This is a genomic window from Stenotrophomonas sp. 116085_Sma (assembly GCF_056479585.1).
This window is the reverse complement of record NZ_CM151057.1, coordinates 1,362,125-1,380,518: the sequence shown is the minus strand read 5'-3', so window position 1 is coordinate 1,380,518 and position 18,394 is coordinate 1,362,125. Positions and strand designations below refer to the sequence as shown.

The following is an 18,394-nucleotide window of genomic DNA, read 5'->3' as shown; positions in this document are numbered from 1 at the left end:
GCCGTTGGGGATTCAGTGGGCCGCGGTACGGCGACCGCGGCGGTACAGCGCCAGGGCCAGGTACAACAGCCAGCCCACGATCACGACGATCACCGCCTTCTGGCCCAGCCCGCGCGGCGGGCCGGCGCGCCACAACACGTGCAGCCACAGCAGTACGAACGCCAGCCAGGCCCAGCCCCAGAGCAGGCCGGCGGCGGATTGCCAGCCCGGTTCACGGCGCAGGTACCAGGCCTGCAGCAGCATGCCCACGCTGGCACACAGGAACGCGGTGTTGGCCGCCACCCCATGGATGAACGGTGCAAGCAGCGGAGTCGCTTCAGGCAGCCAGCTGTCACCGATGGCGACCGTCGCCAGCCCCAGTGCAGAGACAGTGAACAACAGCGGCGCCGCCGCACTGCGCCGAGGGCCGATGCTGCCGCGATACAGCGCAATGCCGAGAACCGCGATGGCCAACGCCAGCAGGCAGTATGCAGCGCGCAGCGCCAACCCCCACGGCCCGTGCAGGTAGAGGCTGAGCGTGGCCCGCACCCAGTCCAGATCGCTGCGTGCGAACTGGGTCCACAGCGCGGTGGCGACGAACAGCAGCAACGCCACCAGTGCCAGCACTGCCGCCGGGCGTGCGCGGCTCATGGCGTTGCCTCCGGATGCCGTGCCTTCCATTCGGCCAGCGCCTTGCGATAGCGCTGCAGCTCATCGGCATACAGATCCAGCACGCACAGCGGACAACCGCTGCCACAGCACTCGTTGGGACCGGGCTCTTCGGGGGGCAGCGGGCGGGGATCGGGATCAGGGACGGACACAGTCGGAAGCGGCAATCGGTGGAAGCAGGCCCCAGTGTACCGGGCCGGCTCAGCGGGCCAGCTGCCGGCGCAGGTTTTCCCGCGCGGCCGCGTCCAGGCGCTGGTGGAAGAAGTCGCTGAGGAAGATGCGCGGCGCACGCAGCAGCCCCTGCAGGAAACGGCGACGCCCGGCGCGGTACAGGAAGCCCGGCACGACCCCCTTGTACTCTTCGGCCACGCCACGATCGTAAGCGGCGAACACCGGCTTGGGCGCGGCCAGGATCGCCATGTCGCAGTCCAGGAACAGGGCCGCCTCGGCATCAACGTCGTCTGGGCCCAGATCGCCATGGTGGGCGGTCAGCAGGATCAACTGCTCGACCCGCGCGGCGTCGACGCCGGCCAGTTCCGGGTCCCGTGCGATCGCCTGCAGGGCCAGCGCCGCCGAACGCACTTCGTTGTCCTTGCGCCCCGCCACATAGATCGCGTCATGGTAGAGCACAGCCAGGTAGACCTCGGCCGGCTGCTGCCAGCCCGGGCCGTCAGCCACGTCCTGGCAGTGCTGCAGCACCGCGCGTACGTGTCCGAAGTGGTGGTAGGCGCGGGGCGGCGTTGCGTAACTGTCCTGCAGCGCCTGCCACCGCGCCGGAGCCAGCGTCAGTGGAGAGAAATCCATGCCCGGATCATCCCGCCTGCGTTGCCCTGCGGCAAGCTGGTTGTTTTTTCACCACGCACTCACAACGCTTGCCTGGTGAGGCCTGGAGGAGGTTGTCCACAGCTTTGTCGAGCGCTGGTCCACATCGGTTGTGGATGAAACGCCGTGCCGGCCACGCGCCGACCAACGGTCACTGCGGCGCGGCGCCACCGGGTCTACACTCGCTGCAGGCGGGAGCGCCCGCCGCTGCCGGGAACTGTCATGCACCGCCCTGCCGCCCGCATCCCCGTCGTGGTCCTGGCCGCCTTGATGGCCGCGCCGCTCTGCGCACAGGACCGCCCCCGCATCGACGCACCGCCTCCGGCCGGCATCACCGCCGCCGCGGATATCCCCTCGCCGGAACAGGTCTTCGCCATTCCTCCTGCGATGCGCGCCATGCTGCAGGCGCAGGTGATGGACCGCAGTTCATCGCGCGAACAGCGGCTGCAGGCCCTGGTGGAAATGATCTTCGGCCGCCAGGGGCTGGACCTGCAGTACGACGCGAACGCGACCTACACCGTGGGCGAAGTCTGGCAGCAGCGCCGCGCCAACTGCCTCGCCTTCACGCTCATGTTCGTGGCACTGGCGCGTGAGGCTGGCATCCAGGCCCGCGTGCAGGAAGTCGGCCAGGTCGTGTCCTGGTACCAGGACCAGGACGCCGGCGTGGTCTACAGCGTGGGCCACGTCAACGCAGGCGTGGAGATCGCGGGGCGTTACGCCACGGTCGACCTCGATCGCAACGTGCTCTACGACCGCCACGGCCCGCAGCCGGTCAGCCGCGCGCGTGCACTGGCCCACTTCTACAACAATCGTGGTGCCGAACGCATGGCCGAAGGAGACCTCGTCGGCGCCCGCGCGTTCTTCGATGCCTCGGTCGTGCAGGACCGCGCGTTCCCCTCGGTCTGGAACAACCTGGGCGTGCTCGACAACCGCGAGGGCGACACCGATGCGGCGCGGCAGGCACTGGACCGCGCCCTGCGCCTGGACGGCCGCCAGGATGCAGCGCTGACCAATGCCAGCGCGCTGTATCGGCAGCTTGGGCTGGAGGCACAGGCCAAGGCCCTGGAGCGACGCCTGAAGTCGGTGCAGCGTGAGGACCCGTTCGCGCAGTACATGCTGGGCACGCAGGCCGAGCAGGCCGGAAGGCTGGCCGAAGCCATCCGCTACTACCGGCAGGCCGTGCGCCTCTATGACACCGCGCACCAGTTCCACTTCGGACTGGCGCGCGTGTATTTCCTGTCCGGCCAGCTCGAGCGCGCCGACCGTGAACTGACCCGCGCGCAGCTTCTGGGCGGTGCACCGGAGCAGGCACGCTACCAGGCCAAGCTGGACAGCCTGGCCCGCTGGCGCGCGCAGCAGCAGGCCAGGCGCTGAGACCGATCAGGCCTTCTTGAGGAAGCAGGTCTTCAGGACCAGGCCCTTGATCTTGTCCGAGTTGCCTTCGATGTGCTCGGCATCATCTTCGACCAGGCGGATGTTGCGGATCACGGTGCCCTGCTTGAGCGGGATCGAAGACCCCTTCACCTTCAGGTCCTTGATCACGGTGACGGTGTCCCCGGCCTGCAGGGTATTGCCGTTGCTGTCACGCACGATCAGGGTCGAACCGGCGCTTTCCTCGGCGGTCCATTCGAAACCGCAATCGGCGCAGATCCACAGCGCGCCATCGGCATAGGTGTTTTCCAGGGTGCACTGCGGGCAGGCGGGAACGGACGACATCGGCAAGTACCTCAAAGTGAATCAACAGCGGCCATTGTAACCGCCCGGTCCGGGGCCCCAGTTCCCTGGCAGATGCCCGGCCGCCGCCATGGCCGCAGCTGGAGCAGCCATGACGCTGGAACTTGCAGTCGGTCGCGAACTGCAGCAGAGTGCGCGGCCCCTGATCGCCCCCGGAACTCCCCATGCGCCTCGGCATCGACTTCGGTACCAGCAACTCCGCCGCCGCCATCGTGCATGAGGGGAAGCTGCTGCCGATCCGTTTCGGCGACGCCGAGCAGTTCCGCACCAGCGTGTACTTCCCTGGCGTGGTGCCCGACCCGGACGACTTCCAGCTCGATGACGGCCAGGAACACCAGCTGCAGCAGATGATCGACAGCGCCGCGCGTGCAGCCCGTGCCGCCGGCCAGGAACGCACGCCGCAGGCGCTGCGCCGTGAAGCCCTGCGCGCCCTGCGCCGTGAATGGATGGAGGCCCGCGCCGGCCAGGAACGCAGCGCCAGCGACCTGCTGCAGAACGCGGTCTACGGCGACGAAGCGCTGGAAGCCTATTTCGAGGAACACGAAGGCAACCTGGTGCAGAGCCCGAAGTCGATGCTCGGCTACAACCTGCACCCACGCGCCAAGCAGACCATCACCGGCATCGCCGCGCACATCCTCGAACACATCCGCCTGACCGCCAGCGCCCAGCTCGGCCAACCGCTGCGCTCGGCCCTGCTCGGGCGCCCGGTGCAGTTCCGCAGCTCGATCGGCGCGGCCGGCAACGACCAGGCGCTGGACATCCTGCGCGAGGCCGCCACCCAGGCCGGCTTCGACCAGATCGATTTCCTCGAAGAACCCGCCGCGGCGGCCATGCACTACCACGCCGAAAGCCGCGAGCGGCACCAGGCGGTGATCGTCGACATCGGCGGCGGAACCACCGATATCGCGCATGCCGAAGTCGGCGGGGACGATGCCCCGCGCATCCACCGTGCCTGGGGTATCGCCCGCGGCGGTACCGACATCGACCTGGCGCTGAGCCTGTCCAGCTACATGCCGCTGTTCGGCCGCGGCATCACCCGCGTGCCGGCCCACCACTATGTGGAAGCGGCCACTGTGCAGGACATGACCCGCCAGCGCGAGTTCCGCCTGCACAAGTACGACCATGTGGACGCACCGTGGGGCGACCGCCTGCAGGCGCTGCAGGACACCGGCAATACCGCCCGCCTGTACCGCGATGTCGAACGCGCCAAGATCGCCCTGAGCGCTGCCAGCGAGCACCGCAGCACGCTGGACTACATCGCCCGCGATCTGCATGCCGACAGCAGCGCCGACGGCCTGGCCGCCGCCGCCCATGGCTACCTTGAGCAGATCCGCGAACTGCTGGCCCAGGTCCGCAGCGACATCGGTGGCGATCCGGATGCGGTGTTCCTGACCGGCGGCATGTCCCGTGCAGGCTACCTGCGCCAGGCCGTGGCCGAGGCCTTCCCGGGCGCCCGCATGGTCCAGGGCGAGCCCTCGCTGGGCGTGGTCCAGGGCCTGGCACTGGCGGCAGCCAGCCAGGATTAACAAAACGTTACGCGGTCTAAGTTACTCTTGGTCGGCTAGATCCCAGCTGCACCTTCCACCGGCCACGCCGGTGTGTGTCCACGGTGCAGCCTGGCCCGCCCTGCGGGCCTAGCGGCCATGCCTTCCTGGCTCGTTCATGGTCCGCGTACTACCGGAGCCGCCATCGAGACCCGCTTTGGGCACCCGCCAGGCCCCTGAGGCCTTACAACCTGACGCAGCACCTGCACCCATCGACTGCCGCCGTTGTGACGCGGTCTGTTGCCGGTTGCCCGTGCTGCTGCAGCCCGGCGACCACGTGCCCGGCCAGTTCCTCTCGCGCGACGCGCACGGCCGTGCCGTGATGGCGCGCAACGAGGAAGGCTGGTGCGCGGCGATCGATCCCTATCACCTGCGCTGCACGATCTATTCGCAGCGCCCGGCGATCTGCCGCCAGTTTTCGATGGGCGGCGATGACTGCCGCCGCGAGCGGCAGGACTACCTGCGCCAGGCCGATGCCTGGGCGCTTTCCTCCCCTTCCACCTGACAGGAGCAACCATGCCCCGCAAGGCAAAGACCCCCGCGAAGGCCAGCAACAGCATCCGCAGCGAACGCAAGGGCGCGGCCGCCAGCACCTTGGTCAGCAGCGATTCGATCGCTTCGGACCTGGCAGCGTTCCGCAAGGCCGGTGGCAAGATCGAAGTCCTCGGCACCACCTGGGCGCTGAAGAAAGCCAGCTGAGCCAGCTCCGACCGCGGCGGCGCTGCCGCCGCGGCCTGCCGGACCGTGCTCAGCGGTCCAGCCGCACCCGCACACTGCCCGAATGCGACTGGATGCGGATGTCTCCATCACCGCCGCCCAGACGTGTATCGAGATGGCTGCCCGGCCCATAGCGCGGCCGCTCCACCTGACCGGCATCGCTGTTGATCGAGCCGCTGAAGCTGTTCACCGACAGCTGTGCCGACACCGTGCGCGGCAGGCTCAGCGTGACCGAGGCACTGACCGATTCGACATTGATGCGGCCGCCGGGAGCCAATCCGGCTGCTGCCAGGTCGATGCTGCCCGAGACGGTTTCCACCGCCAACCGCTGCACGCGCCCGGCGTCGACCTCGACCCGTCCGGACACCGTCTGCGCACCGATATCACCGGACACACCGCCGCCGGCCTCGATCCGGCCACTGACGGTGTTCACATCCAGCTTCGGCGTCTGCAGGCGTGCGCTGACGCTGCCACTGACCGTGTTGAGCTTGCTGTCGCCACTGCGGCCAGCCGCGCTCAGGCTGCCGCTGACCGTGTCGGCCTGCAGCCGTCGCACGTCGATGCCGCTGATGTCCTGGCTGGCGCTGACCGTGCTCAGCAACAGTTCCACCGAGCGCGGCACGTTCAGCACCAGCGTGGCCCCACCGTTGTTGTTGCGGCGCGGGTATTCGATCTCCCAGCGAACGCGATTGGCGCTTTTCTCCTGGCGCAGCTGCAGGCCGTCGCTGAGCGTGCCGGTCAGCTGCACGTCATTGCGGTCCCAGCCACGCACGGTCACCTTGCCGGCGACGTTGCTCAGCTCGATGCGACCGCCCGCGGCCAGGGTATGGCGCTCGTCGATGCGGGTATCGGCCAGCGCCACGGCAGGGGCCAGCAGCAGCGCGACACAGCAGGAAATCATGGTTCGGGTCATGGGGGTCTCCTCAGGTCGTCAAGCCGGACTCGGCGGCATAGGCCGCCTGCCGGGTCAGTTCCAGCCGCAGCGTGTAGGTACGCTTGAGCTGGCCAAGCAGGTGCGGCGCACGCGGGTCCTGCGCCAGGGCGGCACGGATCTGCGCCGCGCTTTCATCCAGTTCATGCAGGGCCGGCTGCCATTCCGGCGCCCGTCCATCGGGCAGCGCGGCCACGGCCTGCTGGTACTGCTCGGTCATCGCCGCAGCCTGCAGCTGCAGTGCTGAAGGTACCGGCACCTCTGGCTGCGCATGGCGCCACGGCGCCACGGCGTAGACCGCCAGGCTGGCCGCCAACACCGCACCCACCGGCAACCACCAACGCCGACGCGAACGGTTCGGCAGGGCCACCACGTTGTCGCCCGGCGCAGGTGCCGCCTGCGGCTCACGCGGCGGCAGCTGGGCCGAAAGGCGTGCCCAGCCATCGGTGGGTACGTCGCGCTCGCTTGGCAGCGCGCGCAGCCGTGCCAGTAGATCGTGGTCGGAATCGTGGTCGTGTGTATTCATGTCATGTCTCCCAGCCGTGCGCGCAACAGGCCGCGCGCACGATGCAACTGTGCCTTGGAACTGCCGACGGCCATCTGCAGCTGTTCGGCGATTTCCTGGTGTTTCCAGCCTTCGATGTCGTGCAGTACCAGTACCGCACGTGCCCGTGGCGGCAGTGTCGACAGCGCCCGTTCGAGGTCGCGTTCGGTGCCGGCACAGCGGTCGTGTACCGCCAGTTCCTGCAACCCCCCGTCCACTTCGTCGAGGCTGTCGTGGTCCTGCCCGGCAGCACGCCCGCGCAGTTCCATCAGCGCGGCGTTGACGCCCAACCGATGCAGCCAGGTGGACAAGCTGCTTTCGAACCGGAACCCCGGCAGCGCCTTCCACGCCTGCAGGAACGCTTCCTGCAGCGCATCCTCGGCACGTGCCTGCTGGCCGCCACACAACCGCCACAGGACAGCGAATACACGCGGCGCGTGACGCCGGTACAGCAGTTCATAGGCAGCGGTATCGCCCGCGGCCGCCGCCCGCACCAGAGCGGGTTCGTCGACGGCGTCGTTGGCGGCAGGCGGCGCGGGCATGGTGGTGTCGAGCATATCCCTTGGATGCCGCGACCCGGAAAAAGGTTTAGAGCTGATCGACGGCCGATGCCATGCAACCTTTTCGACGGCTGCTGCATCCATGGAAGGTCCTTCGCGAATTTGCCGTCCAGGAGTTCTGCCATGTCCAGCCCATCCTGCGCCGCCCTGCTGGTGATCGCCGCCTGCGTACTGCTGCAGGCATTGGGCCTGTCCTTGCAGCTGCGTCCAGACAACGGCCGCGCCTGCCTGCAGCAGCACCGCCAGGAGCTGGTCTGCCTGGCCTGGACCCCAGCGGTCGAATCCGCTGCACGCGCCGGGTAACATCGAAGGCCGTTATTGCCACCTGTCGTCGCCCCCATGATGTTGTCGCTGAAGGATCACCTGCCGGCCTGGACCTACCCTTGGCTCCACGACGCCGGTATCGCCGGGAAGATCCTGCTCACCCTGCTGGCCGCGTGGCTGCTGCGAGTGCTGGCACGGCGCTTGATCCGCCGCTTCGCCGAGCACTACACGCTCCCGCCGGAGATGGCGATGGGCGCACGCCGGATCAGCAGTTTCGTGGTCTATTTCAGCGCCCTGCTGTACATCCTCAGCCTGCTCGGCGCATCGCCTTCGGTACTGTGGACCGCGTTCACCGGCTTCGCGGCCGTGGGCGCAGTGGCCTTCTTCGCGGCCTGGAGCGTGCTCTCCAACATCTTCTGCACGCTGCTGATCTTCACCACCCGCCCGTTCCGCCTGCATGACTACATCGAAGTGCTGGAGAACGGCGAGAAGCCGGGCCTGAAGGGCCGGGTGATCGACGTGAACCTGATCTACACCACGCTGCAGGAGACCGGCGACGGCCACGAAGGCACGGTGCTGCAGCTGCCGAACAACCTGTTCTTCCAGCGCACGGTGCGCCGCTGGCGCGACCCGGCACAGGCACCGGGCGGCATCCAGGGCGACGGCTGAGGGTGGGTTTTTCTTTGCAGGGCTGCGCCCTGCACCTGCCGAAGCAACGTCAACGTCAAAGGCGGGCATTCCGTGGGTTGGCGGGGTGGGTCCGGTTGAGGGGGACGCTGCAAGTACGTCCATGTAAGCTCGGTCGCCGCATCCATGCGGCTCACGCCCCCTCAACCAGACCCACCCCGCCTTCGACAGTTTTCCGCGAACTGTCGGAACGGCGTTCTGCTTTGGTGTGTGCCGACCGTTGGTCGGCACGAATGAATTCATTCGATATCTGACAGATGTGCCGACTAACGGTCGGCACCCGCCAACAGCGCACGGAATCTGTCAGAGGCGGGGCGGTTTGGGTGGGCAGGACCGTTGGCGCCATGGATGGCGCCATCGAGCCCCCATGGATGGGTTTACGGCGTGTCCTGACCACCCACACCGCCCCGCCATCCCACGGAATGCAGGCTTTTGACGTTGCTCTGGCTCTAGCTCTGGCTTCGGCAGGTGCAGGGCGCAGCCCTGCAATAAAAACCCCCTTTACCTCAGCTGGCTGTCCTTGCTGCCGCGCCGGTTGTAGCCACTGTGCGCCTGCTCTTCGTCGTCGTGCGCCTGCTGGCACGCCACGCAGAGCCGAACACCGGGTACAGCCCGGCGCCGCGCCAACGGGATCGGCGCGTCGCATTCCTCACAGTGTTCCAGACCGGGGCCCTCGCGCAGCTGGCGCCGTGCGCGGGCGATCGCATCGTCGACGGTGGCGTCAATCTGGTCCTGGACCGCGCCGTCTCCCGCCCAACCGGTGGCCATGGCCATCCTCCGCAGGTGTGTCGCCTGATATGGAGACGATACACCCCAGCAAAAAGACAGGCCTTCGTGTAGAGCCGAGCCATGCTCGGCTGCTCTTCAGGATGCCAAACAGAACGCGAACGGGTTCGATCAAGCCGATTGCGACTTAATCCCCTCCGTCCCCTTTTTTGTTTACCAGACCAGGTCGTCGGGTACCTGGAACTGGGCGTAGTAGGCATCGTCCTCGGCATTGCCGGTGGAGATCTCGGCGGTCGAGCCCGGCTGGCCGTGATCGACGATGATCGCTTCCGGCGCGCGTTCACGCACCTTCTCTGCCGCAGCGCGCGGCAGCAGGGCGTAGCCGTCGCCGTGGGCAACGATGACGAGCACACCGACCGACAGCGCCTTGCGCAGCTTGGGGTCGATCAGCAGGGTGCGGATCGCGGCGCCGTCACTGAACCGGTACTCATCGTCGCCCTTGTGGGGCACGGCGTGGGCACTGATGATCTGCCGGGCCTGGGCCTTCTGTTCAGCCTGGCGGGCCTGGGCGTTACGCTCGGCGGCCAGCGCGCGGTCGCGCTCGACCTTCTCGGCGCGGGCGCGTTCAGCCTCGCGCTGGACCTCGCCCGAGGTCGATTCGGCCTTGCCCTGGCGGGCCTTGGCCTGCGCGCTCGCGGCAGCGCTGGCCTGCGACTTCTTGGCCAGGCCGGCCTTGAGCAATTGTTCCTGCAGCGCGTTGGGCTTTGCCATGGTCGATGCGTACCGCGTGTAATCTTGGATGCCCCATTCTACCGACGCCCCGCCGCCCCTGCATGGCAGTCCTGAAGTACCTCACCGGCTATCCTGAACCCCTGGTCGCCCAGGTCAGCGACCTGCTGGCGCAGGGCAAGCTCGGCCCTTGGCTGCAGCAGCGCTACCCCGACCCGCACGAGGTGCGCAGCGACCGCCAGCTGTACGACTACACCCAGGAGCTGAAGGACCGCTACCTGCGCAAGTCGGTGCCGCTCAACAAGGTCTGCTACGACAACACGCTGGAAGTGATCAAGCACGCCCTGGGCACCCATACCGCCATTTCCCGCGTGCACGGTGGCCGCCTCAAGGCCAGCCGCGAGATCCGCATCGCCACCGTGTTCCGCCAGGCACCGGCGGCCTTCCTGCGCATGATCGTGGTGCACGAACTGGCCCACCTGAAGGAAGCCGACCACAACAAGGCCTTCTACCAGCTGTGCCAGCACATGGAACCGGATTACCTGCAGCTGGAATTCGATACCCGCCTGTACCTGACCGAGCTGGCCAACCGCGGCCAGCGCTGACCGGCCGCAGCAGCTACACTGCGCGCCCCCTGCCCGACCTGCCCGCCATGGAACCGATCCGTCTCGACAAACACCTGTCCGCCCTGCTCGGCATCCCGCGCGGCGAAGCACGGCGCTACATTGAAGGTGGCTGGGTGTCGGTCAACGGCGAGGTGGTGGAACAACCGCAGCGCCCGGTCGATGACAGCGCGGTGATCGTAGTGGCGGAGCAGGCCAGCGATGAAAAGGCCGAGCGGGTAAGCATGCTGTTGAACAAGCCGGCCGGTGTCGCCGCCGAAACCCTGTGCACGCTGGTCAGCAGTGACAGCCGCAGCGAACTCGACGCCAGCGATATCCGTCCACTGCAGCGGCATTTCCACGGCCTGCAGCTGGCCGCATCACTGCCTGCGGCTGATAGCGGCCTGGTCGTGGTCAGCCAGGATCCGGCCACGCTGGCGCATCTGCAGCGCAATCTGGGCCGCACTGAGCAGGAATACCTGATCGAAGTGGCCGAGGGCGGCCCGGAGCGTGGGCCATGGCTGATGGCGCGTTTGCAGCAGGAGGCCGGCGGCGGCAAGGTCAGCTGGCAGAGCGAACAGCGGCTGCGGTTCGCCGGCAAGGGGCTCACCGCCAAGGGCCTGCGTGCGGCGGTGACAACCGCCGGGCTGCAGGTAACCGGGGTGCGTCGGCTGCGCATTGGCCGCGTGGCGCTGGGGCCGCTGCCGCCGGGCCAGTGGCGCTACCTGGGCAGCGACGAGCGCTTCTGAGGCTCCGGGGTCAGAGCCCTTTCCCGTGGAAAGGGGTCCGACCCCATCCGTGACGCCCGCCGGGGTCGGATCCCTTGCCGCAGGCAAGGGCTCTGACCCGGATTGATCCTGCAGATCTTCTTCCACGCATGACGTGGATCTACCATCGGGGCATGAGCCTGTCCAAGCCCTTCTGGCGACGCCTGCTGCGCATCGCTGCAATCATTCTCGCCGCGCTGTTGCTGCTGGTCCTGTCCGGCCTGCTGCTGGCCGACCATCTCACCCCGCAGGCACGGGGCACACCCTCGCTGGTGCTGCCACTGCAGCCGGCGCAGACCCGCATCGACCAGCAGATCGTGCCATTGCAGGAGGCCCATCCCGGCCAGTCCGGCGTGGCTTTCCTCAGTGATGGCATGGATGCCTTCGCCGCACGCGCGATGATCACCGCACAGGCTGGCCGCAGCCTGGACCTGCAGTACTACATCTGGCACGACGACCTGGTCGGCCACCTGATGGCCAAGGCGCTGTACGACGCCGCAGAGCGCGGCGTGCGCGTGCGCATCCTGCTCGACGACATGAACGCCAAGGACAAGGACGCCTTGATGATGGCGCTCGATGCGCATCCGAACATCGAGCTGCGTCTGTACAACCCGTTCCGCAACCGCAGCGGCATCGCGCGCACCCTGGAGCTGGTGCAACGCGCCTTCAGCGTGAACCACCGCATGCACAACAAGAGCTGGATCGCCGATGGCCGCATTGCGATCGTCGGTGGCCGCAACATCGGCGAGGAGTACTTCAGCGCGCGCGACGACGTGAACTTCCAGGATCTGGACCTGGTCGTGGCCGGGCCGGCCGTGCAGCAGGCCAACCGGATCTTCGACGACTACTGGAACAGCGGCGCGGCCATCCCGATTTCCGCGCTGGCGTCCTACACCGATGCACAGCTGCGGCAGCTGGTGCGGCAGTCGGACCTGGATGCGATGCATGCCAAGGCGCAGCCGTACCTGCAGCGCGTGGCCGAATCACGCCAGCGGCAACGGCCCAGTCCGGAACCGTTGCACTGGAGCGCGGACGTGCAGATCGCATCCGATCCACCGATGAAGCACCGCGACGATGATCGCCGCGGCTGGCTGGTCAGCACGCTCAGCGAGGAACTGCGCAGCACCCGCCGCAGTGCACTGTTGATCTCACCCTATTTCGTGCCCGGCCACGATGGCGTCGAGGCGCTTTCGACGCTGGCCGCACGGGGCGCGCAGGTTGGCGTGGTCACCAATTCGCTGGCTGCCAACGACGTGGCTGCCGTGCACGGCGGCTACATGGGCTACCGCGTGCCGCTACTGCAGGCCGGCGTGAAGCTGTACGAACTGAAGGCGCATGGCCGGCCCGATACCAGCCTGTTCGGCAGCAGTGGCGCCAGCCTGCACACCAAGGCGTTCGTGGTCGACAACCGCCGTGGCTTCGTCGGCTCGTTCAATCTCGATCCGCGCTCGGCCTATCTGAACACCGAAATGGGCGCGCTGTTCGATGACCCGGTGCTGGGCGCGCAGCTGCGCGACGAGTACCTGCGCCTGGCCAGCCCCGAGTACAGCTGGTGGCTTGCCCTGGGACAGAACGACGCGCTGCGCTGGCTGGAACGGCAGCCGCCCCCGCACTGGGTGGAGACCGAGCCCGGTGCCAGCCTCGGCAAGCGCTGGACCGCACGGGTGATCAGCTGGCTGCCGGTGGAATCGCAGCTGTAATCCTCACGGTGCCGGACCGCCCTGATCCTGTCCGGCTTCGTCCAGCGTTTCCACGCTGCGACCGTGCAGGCGCCGCCAGATCCAGCGCAGCGCATGCGGCGGCGCCGACGGCAGTTGTTCGAGCAGGGCCAGCATGCGGCTCTGGCTGGCATGTCCATGCCGGCACAGCAGGCTGGCCGCCGCTGCGGCGCTGGCCAGACGCAGGCTGTCGGCCAGTGGGCCATCGGCCTCCGGCGCCAGTGCCTGGTGCACCGGCTCGGGCAGCTCCCAGGCTGCAGCCACGCGTTGTGCCAGCGGCAACGACCACTGCTGCAGCAGCTGCAGGGCCAGCGCCGGCTCTACGGTTTCACCGCGCGCCTGCGCTTCCTGCAGCAGCTGGCGCATCACCAGCGCAGAGCCCAGCCCCTGCACCAGCCCCAGCCACTGCGCGGCGAAGGCGTCACCGAAAGTGACCGTGCGCGCGTGATCGGCCGCTGCACGCGACGCCAGCAATGCGTGTTCCCAGACGATCGTGCTGAACTGCGGGAACACGTCGCACTGCACCTGCATCACCGGCTGCACCAGCACCGCGCTGATGATCTGGCGCACGCCTTCGGTACCGACCAGGGTCACCGCCCGCTGCAGGCTTTCCACCGGCCGCTCATGCACCTTGTAGGCCGGGCTGTTGGCGATGCGCAGCAGGTTGCCAGTCAGCACCGGGTCCTGGCCGATGATGGCTGCCATCACCCGCGCCGAAGCCGCATCGTCGTTGACGGTCTGGATCAGCTGCGGCAGCAGCTGCGGGCGCCGGGGCAACTGCCGGGTCGCCCAGTCGCGGTCCTGCAGCGCGCGCGCCACCGCTTCGCCCAGTGCCGGATCCTGGACGGGGGCAGGCTCGCCGGCCAGCCGTGGGTACAGGGCCAGTGCGTGCAGGCCGCGCTGCAGGTGCGCGGCGATCTCACCGGCCTGCAGGGCCTCGCCCTGCAGGCTGGCTGCGGCAGCAGCGACGGCCTGTCGCGATACGGCCGCCAGGCGCAGCGGAGCCGCCCCGGTCGACCGCGCCAGCCAGGCGCGCAGCGATCGCCACCAGGCCGGCGTCATCGCCGCCCGCCCTGTCGTTGTGGTGCCCTTGCCGTCACTGACCGCCTGCCTCTTCACGCGAATCCGGCCACCCGCCGTCGTCGCAGCATCGGCCGCACTTTCATCTTCTTTAACCGGAAGGCCGCCGAAGTCGACGGCAGCGGCCGGGGGAATGGACTAGAATGGCGCCGCGCGACCCGTCCCCCTGCACTGACGACGTCGCTTTTTTTGTTTTGGGACCCTACCGTTCACTGGCCGTTCGTTGCAGTTCCCCGCCGTTCGCGCCATCGGAGACGCCATGCTATTCGAAACCCTCGCCACCACCGGCCACGAACAAGTGGTGTTCTGCCACAACCACGATGCCGGCCTGAAGGCGATCATCGCCATCCACAACACCACTCTGGGCCCGGCCCTGGGCGGCGTGCGCATGCGCCCTTACGCCAGCACCGACGAGGCGCTGGCCGATGTGCTGCGGCTGAGCCGGACGATGACCTACAAGAATGCCCTGGCCGGCCTCAACGTGGGCGGCGGCAAGGCGGTGATCATCGGCGACCCGAAGACGGACAAAACCGAAGTGCTGTTCCGCGCCTTCGGCCGCTACGTCGATTCGCTGAGCGGCCGCTACATCACCGCCGAGGACGTTGGCACCGACGTCAACGACATGGAGAACATCTACCTGGAGAGCCAGTTCGTGACCGGCGTGCACCAGGTCCATGGTGGCTCCGGCGATCCGGCGCCGTTCACGGCCTACGGTGCGCTGCAGGCACTGATGGCGTCGATGCGCTTCAAGTTCGGCCATGAGGAAGTGGGCAAGACCAGCATCGCGGTGCAGGGCCTGGGCCACATCGGCATGGAACTGGTGAAACTGCTGCGTGACCGCGGCGCCAAGCTGTATGTCACCGACCTGGACAGTGCGCTGGTTGATCGTGCAGTCAGCGATTTCGGTGCCGAGGCGGTCAAGCCGGACGAGATCCACGAAGTGAACGCCGACGTGTTCGCACCGTGCGCGCTGGAAGGCGCCATCAACGCCGATACCCTGCCGCGGATCAAGGCGAAGATCATCTGCGGCACCGCCAACAACCAGCTGTCGAGCCTGGAGATCGGCGACGAACTGCATGCGCGCGGCATCCTCTACGCGCCGGACTACGCGGTCAACGCAGGCGGCGTGATGAACGTGTCGCTGGAAATCGACGGCTACAACCGCGAACGTGCGATGCGCCTGATCCGCAGCATCTACCACAACCTCACCCGCATCTTCGAACTGTCGCAGCGCGAGAACATCGCGCCGCAGCGCGCAGCCGACCGCATTGCGGAAAGCCGCATCCTGTCGATCGGCAAGCTGAAGATGCCGCTGGGCCGCAGCACCCCACGCCTGGGCAACCTGCGCGGCGGCTGAGGCTGCAGACGTCGCGCCGGGAGTCTTCCCGGCGCGACCGATTCCTCAGAACCCGGTGCTGTAGCGCAACGCAGCCTGCCGCGCGCCCTCGCCACCAATACGCTGGTCAAAGCCCAGGCTCAAGCGGCCATTGCGGCCCCACCACGATTCCAGCGCCAGGCCGATCAGCGCACTGCTACGCGGCGCATTCCAGCCTGCCAGCGGCGCCCATGCATCCACGCCGACAAAACTGGCTTGCCAATCGGCGCCACCGCCGTCCAGCCGCTGCTGCCACTCGGCGTGTCCGCGCAGGGTCCACCGCCCCCATCCACGCTCGCCGCGGATGCCGGCCAGCATCTGGCTGCGCTGCACCCGGGTGGCATCACCACGCAGGCCGAAGCCGAAACCGCCCAGCTCATTGAACGCATCGGTATCGACACGCGTGGTGCTTGCACCGAGGTAGGGCGTCAACGAAGCGCCTGCGCGGCCCAGCCGATATCCGCCTTCCACGCTGGCGCTGCTGAAACGCCCGCCGTAACGCGCCGAGACACCGTAGACGCCCGCACCCAGCAGCAGCTGGCGATCCAGCGCGCGGGTGAACTGGCCACTGCCGAACTGGGCCAGCGCATAGCCTCGCCCCTGGCTCCAGCCAGCGTACAACTGTGCCTGCGCCTGGCGGTCACGCCCACGATCACCGCCGAAACTGCTGCCACCATTGCTGCGGGTCTCGCCGAAGGCAACGCCCATCAGGCCGTTGCCGCCCAGCGGCAGATCCTGTCCGGCCATCCAGCCACGGCTGTCTGCGCTGTTGCCGGCAAAGCTGCCCTGCCCGGCCTCGCCCAACGCGCTCTGCCAGGTACCCCGCAGGCGCGGGGTGGACTGTACGCGGTCGAAGCGCTCGGCAATCGCACGCCGCGACATGTCGATGCTGTCGAAGGTGGCGGCCTCGGCGCGCGCATGCGCCTGGCCGGACAGGCTCTGCAGGCTGTCGGCCAGGCCCTGCTGGCCCCCTCCGGCCCATTGCAGCGCACCGGCCGCGGCACCGAAGGGCGATCCCTGCAGGCCGGTGTTGCCGTCGAGCACTGCGAATGCGCCTTCCAGGCGCTGCGCGGCCCCCTGCGCAGATGCGCTCAGGCCGCTGGCCGCGGCGGTGACGCTGACCTGGATCACGTTCAACCACGCGTTGTTGCTGTCGTAGCCATACGTGGGTGACACCAGGGTCAGCCCCTGCAGGCCGGTGGAAGTGGCTTGGGTATTGAAGGTGCCGTTCAGGCCCCCCGCGGCGTGGATGAGATCCTGGCGCGTTCCGTTCTGCGGCACATAACCGGAGACGAAGCCATGCACACGCACACCACCATTGATCGTGGCGTTGCCGGTGACCTGCAACGCGTTGGCACCGAGCGCGATCATCAGCTGCGCGCCGGGCTGCTGGGTGTAGTTGCCCTCGATGGTGCCGGTGGTGTTGCCGGTGGTGAGGAACACGCTGCCGCCGTTGACCACGTTGCCAATCACCCGCGGCGTGCCACCGTTGAACTGCAGACCGGTGGAATCCGGGTCGGGCTGGGCGAGGATCGTCACGTTGGAACGGATCACGCCACCGTTCTGCAGCGTCAGGATGCCGCGCTCGACACGGGTGGCACCGGTGTAACCGTTGTTGCCGGTCAGCACCAGCTTGCCGTCCCCCTGCTTGACCAGGCCACCGCTGCCGGTGATGTCGTTGCTCCACGTCGAACCGGTCGAACCCGCATCCACATTGGTGGCCACATCACCCCAGTCGAAGCGGCCGGGACCATTGATCGCGCGACCGATATCGAGCAGGCCATAGCCGAACACCGGATCCACACCGGGCGCGCCGATGTCCTTGGCGGTACCCAGCAGGGTCTGCCGCACCAGATCGTTGTTGAAGTAGGGGAAGCGCTGCCAGACCAGCGCCGCCGCACCGGAGACCAGCGGCGCGGCGAACGACGTACCGTAGTTCCAGTAGTAGCTGCCACCGTTGGCATCCGGGTAGACCGCGCTGCCCGGCGCCGCCAGGCAGTAGCGGGCCGCCTGGCCGCAGGCATTCGAATAGCTGGCCAGCGCGCCCGGCGTATACGGATCCACCGCCGTGGCCACCAGCCAGCCGCGCTCCAGGTCGGCTGCCGGAAGCGTGCCTGCCACACCCTTCTGGCTGGGCAGCGCGGCCAGGCTGCTCGGCTCGCTGCGGCCGTCATTGCCGGCGGCGAACACCACCAGGCCGCCGTGGTTGATCACGAACGGCCGGTACTCGGCGGCCACCTGCGCGGTGGTGGGCAGGTCGGTCCAGTACAGGCCACCCCACGAGTTGTTCATCACCTTCACGTTGTAGCTGATCAGGTCCTGGTGGACCTGGGCCACACCCAGCGGCCCACTGAAGGCATTGCCCTGGCCACTGCCGTCATCGGTCGGCGGCTTGTCGGAAATGATCCGTGCCGAGACGATCTGAGCCCCTGGCGCGATACCGCCCGGCCAGCTTCCCACTGCTGCACCAGCAGCGAGGCTGGCCACGGCGGTGCCATGCCCGACCACGTCATCAACCCCCAGGTTGTTCCTGGCCGGATCGATGTAATTGAAGTTGGCCAGCACGCGACCATTCAAGGCCACCGCATTGCGCTGCACGCCCGAATCGACGATGCCGATGCGCACGCCCCGCCCGGTCAGGCCGGCGGCCTGTGCGGCACGCGCGTTGGTGACTGAAAGATGCGCATCAAAGGCCGGCTCCTGCGGCTTGGCCGGCGGTGGTGTCGTCGGGGGAGGCGTGGTCGGAGGTGTCGGCGTGGTCGGGGGCGGGTCGACACGCACGTTGCTGCCGCCTCCGCCGCCTCCACCACAGGCCGTCAGCGCCATCGCCAGCGCGGTTGCAAGCACAGACCTCACCATCATCTTGCGTTCCATCGATTCCTTCCCGTGAACGTTGGCCTGCCTTCATCCCGGCAGGCGTTCGGCGCCGCACACTGGCAGCCCTCC

21 protein-coding genes are annotated in these 18,394 nt (G+C 68.0%); 10 read left to right on the top strand and 11 right to left on the bottom strand.

Features of this window, described 5'->3' with window-relative positions:
• Positions 1-12: 12 nt before the first annotated feature.
• The 3 genes from ACZK0Z_RS06420 to ACZK0Z_RS06410 are packed head-to-tail and all read right to left on the bottom strand — an operon-like array spanning position 13 to position 1,452.
• Positions 13-630 carry a DUF998 domain-containing protein gene (locus tag ACZK0Z_RS06420; RefSeq protein ID WP_197633459.1) on the bottom strand — a complete coding sequence of 206 codons (618 nt, stop codon included), beginning with the start codon at positions 628-630 and terminating at the stop codon, positions 13-15.
• A complete protein-coding gene (locus ACZK0Z_RS06415) occupies positions 627-800 on the bottom strand; it encodes an oxidoreductase-like domain-containing protein (RefSeq protein ID WP_049402330.1) in 174 nt (57 codons plus the stop codon). The genes ACZK0Z_RS06420 and ACZK0Z_RS06415 overlap by 4 nt, the downstream gene beginning before the upstream one ends.
• 49 nt (positions 801-849) lie before the next feature.
• Positions 850-1,452 (bottom strand): hypothetical protein, encoded by a 603-nt coding sequence (locus ACZK0Z_RS06410; RefSeq protein WP_197633461.1) that lies wholly within the window; start codon positions 1,450-1,452, stop codon positions 850-852.
• A gap of 240 nt (positions 1,453-1,692) precedes the next feature.
• Between ACZK0Z_RS06410 and ACZK0Z_RS06405 the strand changes: the two genes are divergently transcribed.
• The gene (locus ACZK0Z_RS06405; RefSeq protein ID WP_197620137.1) at positions 1,693-2,844 is read left to right on the top strand and encodes a tetratricopeptide repeat protein; all 1,152 of its coding nucleotides are present in this window, start codon (positions 1,693-1,695) and stop codon (positions 2,842-2,844) included.
• A 6-nt stretch (positions 2,845-2,850) separates the two neighbouring features.
• Here the strand turns inward: ACZK0Z_RS06405 and ACZK0Z_RS06400 are convergent, their stop codons facing one another.
• Positions 2,851-3,186, bottom strand: a complete 336-nt coding sequence (locus tag ACZK0Z_RS06400; RefSeq protein WP_049426789.1) for a zinc ribbon domain-containing protein YjdM — start codon at positions 3,184-3,186, stop codon at positions 2,851-2,853.
• A 182-nt stretch (positions 3,187-3,368) separates the two neighbouring features.
• Between ACZK0Z_RS06400 and ACZK0Z_RS06395 the strand changes: the two genes are divergently transcribed.
• The 3 genes from ACZK0Z_RS06395 (at position 3,369) to ACZK0Z_RS06385 (ending at position 5,447) form a co-directional block, all read left to right on the top strand.
• Positions 3,369-4,730, top strand: a complete 1,362-nt coding sequence (locus tag ACZK0Z_RS06395; protein WP_049426788.1) for an Hsp70 family protein — start codon at positions 3,369-3,371, stop codon at positions 4,728-4,730.
• 271 nt (positions 4,731-5,001) lie between these two features.
• Entirely contained in the window at positions 5,002-5,253 is a 252-nt protein-coding gene (locus tag ACZK0Z_RS06390; RefSeq protein ID WP_008268341.1) for a YkgJ family cysteine cluster protein, read from the top strand.
• 11 nt (positions 5,254-5,264) lie between these two features.
• Positions 5,265-5,447, top strand: coding sequence for a hypothetical protein (locus ACZK0Z_RS06385; RefSeq protein ID WP_197633463.1), 183 nt, complete (start codon positions 5,265-5,267; stop codon positions 5,445-5,447).
• Between the two features lie 49 nt (positions 5,448-5,496).
• Here ACZK0Z_RS06385 and ACZK0Z_RS06380 read toward each other — a convergent pair whose 3' ends face one another.
• The 3 genes from ACZK0Z_RS06380 to ACZK0Z_RS06370 are packed head-to-tail and all read right to left on the bottom strand — an operon-like array spanning position 5,497 to position 7,497.
• Positions 5,497-6,378 carry a DUF4097 family beta strand repeat-containing protein gene (locus ACZK0Z_RS06380; RefSeq protein WP_197633465.1) on the bottom strand — a complete coding sequence of 294 codons (882 nt, stop codon included), beginning with the start codon at positions 6,376-6,378 and terminating at the stop codon, positions 5,497-5,499.
• A gap of 10 nt (positions 6,379-6,388) precedes the next feature.
• Entirely contained in the window at positions 6,389-6,922 is a 534-nt protein-coding gene (locus ACZK0Z_RS06375) for a hypothetical protein (RefSeq protein WP_049426786.1), read from the bottom strand.
• Entirely contained in the window at positions 6,919-7,497 is a 579-nt protein-coding gene (locus ACZK0Z_RS06370; protein ID WP_012511790.1) for an RNA polymerase sigma factor, read from the bottom strand. The genes ACZK0Z_RS06375 and ACZK0Z_RS06370 overlap by 4 nt, the downstream gene beginning before the upstream one ends.
• 126 nt (positions 7,498-7,623) lie before the next feature.
• Between ACZK0Z_RS06370 and ACZK0Z_RS06365 the strand changes: the two genes are divergently transcribed.
• Positions 7,624-7,803 carry a hypothetical protein gene (locus ACZK0Z_RS06365; protein ID WP_049426785.1) on the top strand — a complete coding sequence of 60 codons (180 nt, stop codon included), beginning with the start codon at positions 7,624-7,626 and terminating at the stop codon, positions 7,801-7,803.
• A gap of 36 nt (positions 7,804-7,839) precedes the next feature.
• Entirely contained in the window at positions 7,840-8,433 is a 594-nt protein-coding gene (locus ACZK0Z_RS06360) for a mechanosensitive ion channel domain-containing protein (RefSeq protein WP_100443786.1), read from the top strand.
• Positions 8,434-8,952: 519 nt separating this feature from the next.
• Here the strand turns inward: ACZK0Z_RS06360 and ACZK0Z_RS06355 are convergent.
• Together ACZK0Z_RS06355 and ACZK0Z_RS06350 are read right to left on the bottom strand one after the other, a co-directional pair.
• Positions 8,953-9,219: a DksA/TraR family C4-type zinc finger protein gene (locus ACZK0Z_RS06355; RefSeq protein WP_049430538.1), complete on the bottom strand. Its 267-nt coding sequence runs from the start codon at positions 9,217-9,219 to the stop codon at positions 8,953-8,955.
• Between the two features lie 171 nt (positions 9,220-9,390).
• Positions 9,391-9,948 carry a DUF2058 domain-containing protein gene (locus ACZK0Z_RS06350; protein ID WP_049430503.1) on the bottom strand — a complete coding sequence of 186 codons (558 nt, stop codon included), beginning with the start codon at positions 9,946-9,948 and terminating at the stop codon, positions 9,391-9,393.
• A gap of 62 nt (positions 9,949-10,010) precedes the next feature.
• Between ACZK0Z_RS06350 and ACZK0Z_RS06345 the strand changes: the two genes are divergently transcribed.
• The 3 genes from ACZK0Z_RS06345 to ACZK0Z_RS06335 all read left to right on the top strand — a co-directional run bounded on the left by ACZK0Z_RS06345 (position 10,011) and on the right by ACZK0Z_RS06335 (position 12,975).
• Positions 10,011-10,511, top strand: a complete 501-nt coding sequence (locus ACZK0Z_RS06345; RefSeq protein WP_049430504.1) for a M48 metallopeptidase family protein — start codon at positions 10,011-10,013, stop codon at positions 10,509-10,511.
• Between the two features lie 47 nt (positions 10,512-10,558).
• Positions 10,559-11,257, top strand: coding sequence for an RNA pseudouridine synthase (locus ACZK0Z_RS06340; protein ID WP_049430505.1), 699 nt, complete (start codon positions 10,559-10,561; stop codon positions 11,255-11,257).
• A 128-nt stretch (positions 11,258-11,385) separates the two neighbouring features.
• Positions 11,386-12,975: a phospholipase D-like domain-containing protein gene (locus ACZK0Z_RS06335; RefSeq protein ID WP_197633575.1), complete on the top strand. Its 1,590-nt coding sequence runs from the start codon at positions 11,386-11,388 to the stop codon at positions 12,973-12,975.
• Between the two features lie 3 nt (positions 12,976-12,978).
• On the opposite strand, the gene ACZK0Z_RS06330 is transcribed toward ACZK0Z_RS06335, so the two are convergent.
• On the bottom strand, positions 12,979-14,055 hold the full coding sequence (locus ACZK0Z_RS06330) for an HDOD domain-containing protein (RefSeq protein WP_049430509.1): 1,077 nt from the start codon (positions 14,053-14,055) through the stop codon (positions 12,979-12,981).
• A gap of 277 nt (positions 14,056-14,332) precedes the next feature.
• On the opposite strand from ACZK0Z_RS06330, the gene ACZK0Z_RS06325 reads away from it, so the two are divergent.
• Positions 14,333-15,430 carry a Glu/Leu/Phe/Val dehydrogenase dimerization domain-containing protein gene (locus ACZK0Z_RS06325; RefSeq protein ID WP_049430511.1) on the top strand — a complete coding sequence of 366 codons (1,098 nt, stop codon included), beginning with the start codon at positions 14,333-14,335 and terminating at the stop codon, positions 15,428-15,430.
• A gap of 45 nt (positions 15,431-15,475) precedes the next feature.
• On the opposite strand, the gene ACZK0Z_RS06320 is transcribed toward ACZK0Z_RS06325, so the two are convergent.
• On the bottom strand, positions 15,476-18,322 hold the full coding sequence (locus ACZK0Z_RS06320; RefSeq protein WP_197633574.1) for a S8 family serine peptidase: 2,847 nt from the start codon (positions 18,320-18,322) through the stop codon (positions 15,476-15,478).
• Positions 18,323-18,394 lie beyond the last annotated feature (72 nt).

What these genes read in the sequence shown, in the direction of transcription:
- ACZK0Z_RS06330 (WP_049430509.1), bottom strand. Translation starts at nt 14,055, where the DNA reads ATGACGCCGGCCTGGTGGCGATCGCTGCGCGCCTGGCTGGCGCGGTCG.
- ACZK0Z_RS06405 (WP_197620137.1), top strand. Translation starts at nt 1,693, where the DNA reads ATGCACCGCCCTGCCGCCCGCATCCCCGTCGTGGTCCTGGCCGCCTTG.
- ACZK0Z_RS06345 (WP_049430504.1), top strand. Translation starts at nt 10,011, where the DNA reads ATGGCAGTCCTGAAGTACCTCACCGGCTATCCTGAACCCCTGGTCGCC.
- ACZK0Z_RS06325 (WP_049430511.1), top strand. Translation starts at nt 14,333, where the DNA reads ATGCTATTCGAAACCCTCGCCACCACCGGCCACGAACAAGTGGTGTTC.
- ACZK0Z_RS06355 (WP_049430538.1), bottom strand. Translation starts at nt 9,219, where the DNA reads ATGGCCACCGGTTGGGCGGGAGACGGCGCGGTCCAGGACCAGATTGAC.
- ACZK0Z_RS06385 (WP_197633463.1), top strand. Translation starts at nt 5,265, where the DNA reads ATGCCCCGCAAGGCAAAGACCCCCGCGAAGGCCAGCAACAGCATCCGC.
- ACZK0Z_RS06420 (WP_197633459.1), bottom strand. Translation starts at nt 630, where the DNA reads ATGAGCCGCGCACGCCCGGCGGCAGTGCTGGCACTGGTGGCGTTGCTG.
- ACZK0Z_RS06410 (WP_197633461.1), bottom strand. Translation starts at nt 1,452, where the DNA reads ATGGATTTCTCTCCACTGACGCTGGCTCCGGCGCGGTGGCAGGCGCTG.
- ACZK0Z_RS06335 (WP_197633575.1), top strand. Translation starts at nt 11,386, where the DNA reads ATGACGTGGATCTACCATCGGGGCATGAGCCTGTCCAAGCCCTTCTGG.
- ACZK0Z_RS06365 (WP_049426785.1), top strand. Translation starts at nt 7,624, where the DNA reads ATGTCCAGCCCATCCTGCGCCGCCCTGCTGGTGATCGCCGCCTGCGTA.
- ACZK0Z_RS06370 (WP_012511790.1), bottom strand. Translation starts at nt 7,497, where the DNA reads ATGCTCGACACCACCATGCCCGCGCCGCCTGCCGCCAACGACGCCGTC.
- ACZK0Z_RS06395 (WP_049426788.1), top strand. Translation starts at nt 3,369, where the DNA reads ATGCGCCTCGGCATCGACTTCGGTACCAGCAACTCCGCCGCCGCCATC.
- ACZK0Z_RS06400 (WP_049426789.1), bottom strand. Translation starts at nt 3,186, where the DNA reads ATGTCGTCCGTTCCCGCCTGCCCGCAGTGCACCCTGGAAAACACCTAT.
- ACZK0Z_RS06375 (WP_049426786.1), bottom strand. Translation starts at nt 6,922, where the DNA reads ATGAATACACACGACCACGATTCCGACCACGATCTACTGGCACGGCTG.
- ACZK0Z_RS06360 (WP_100443786.1), top strand. Translation starts at nt 7,840, where the DNA reads ATGATGTTGTCGCTGAAGGATCACCTGCCGGCCTGGACCTACCCTTGG.
- ACZK0Z_RS06350 (WP_049430503.1), bottom strand. Translation starts at nt 9,948, where the DNA reads ATGGCAAAGCCCAACGCGCTGCAGGAACAATTGCTCAAGGCCGGCCTG.
- ACZK0Z_RS06380 (WP_197633465.1), bottom strand. Translation starts at nt 6,378, where the DNA reads ATGACCCGAACCATGATTTCCTGCTGTGTCGCGCTGCTGCTGGCCCCT.
- ACZK0Z_RS06340 (WP_049430505.1), top strand. Translation starts at nt 10,559, where the DNA reads ATGGAACCGATCCGTCTCGACAAACACCTGTCCGCCCTGCTCGGCATC.
- ACZK0Z_RS06320 (WP_197633574.1), bottom strand. Translation starts at nt 18,322, where the DNA reads ATGGAACGCAAGATGATGGTGAGGTCTGTGCTTGCAACCGCGCTGGCG.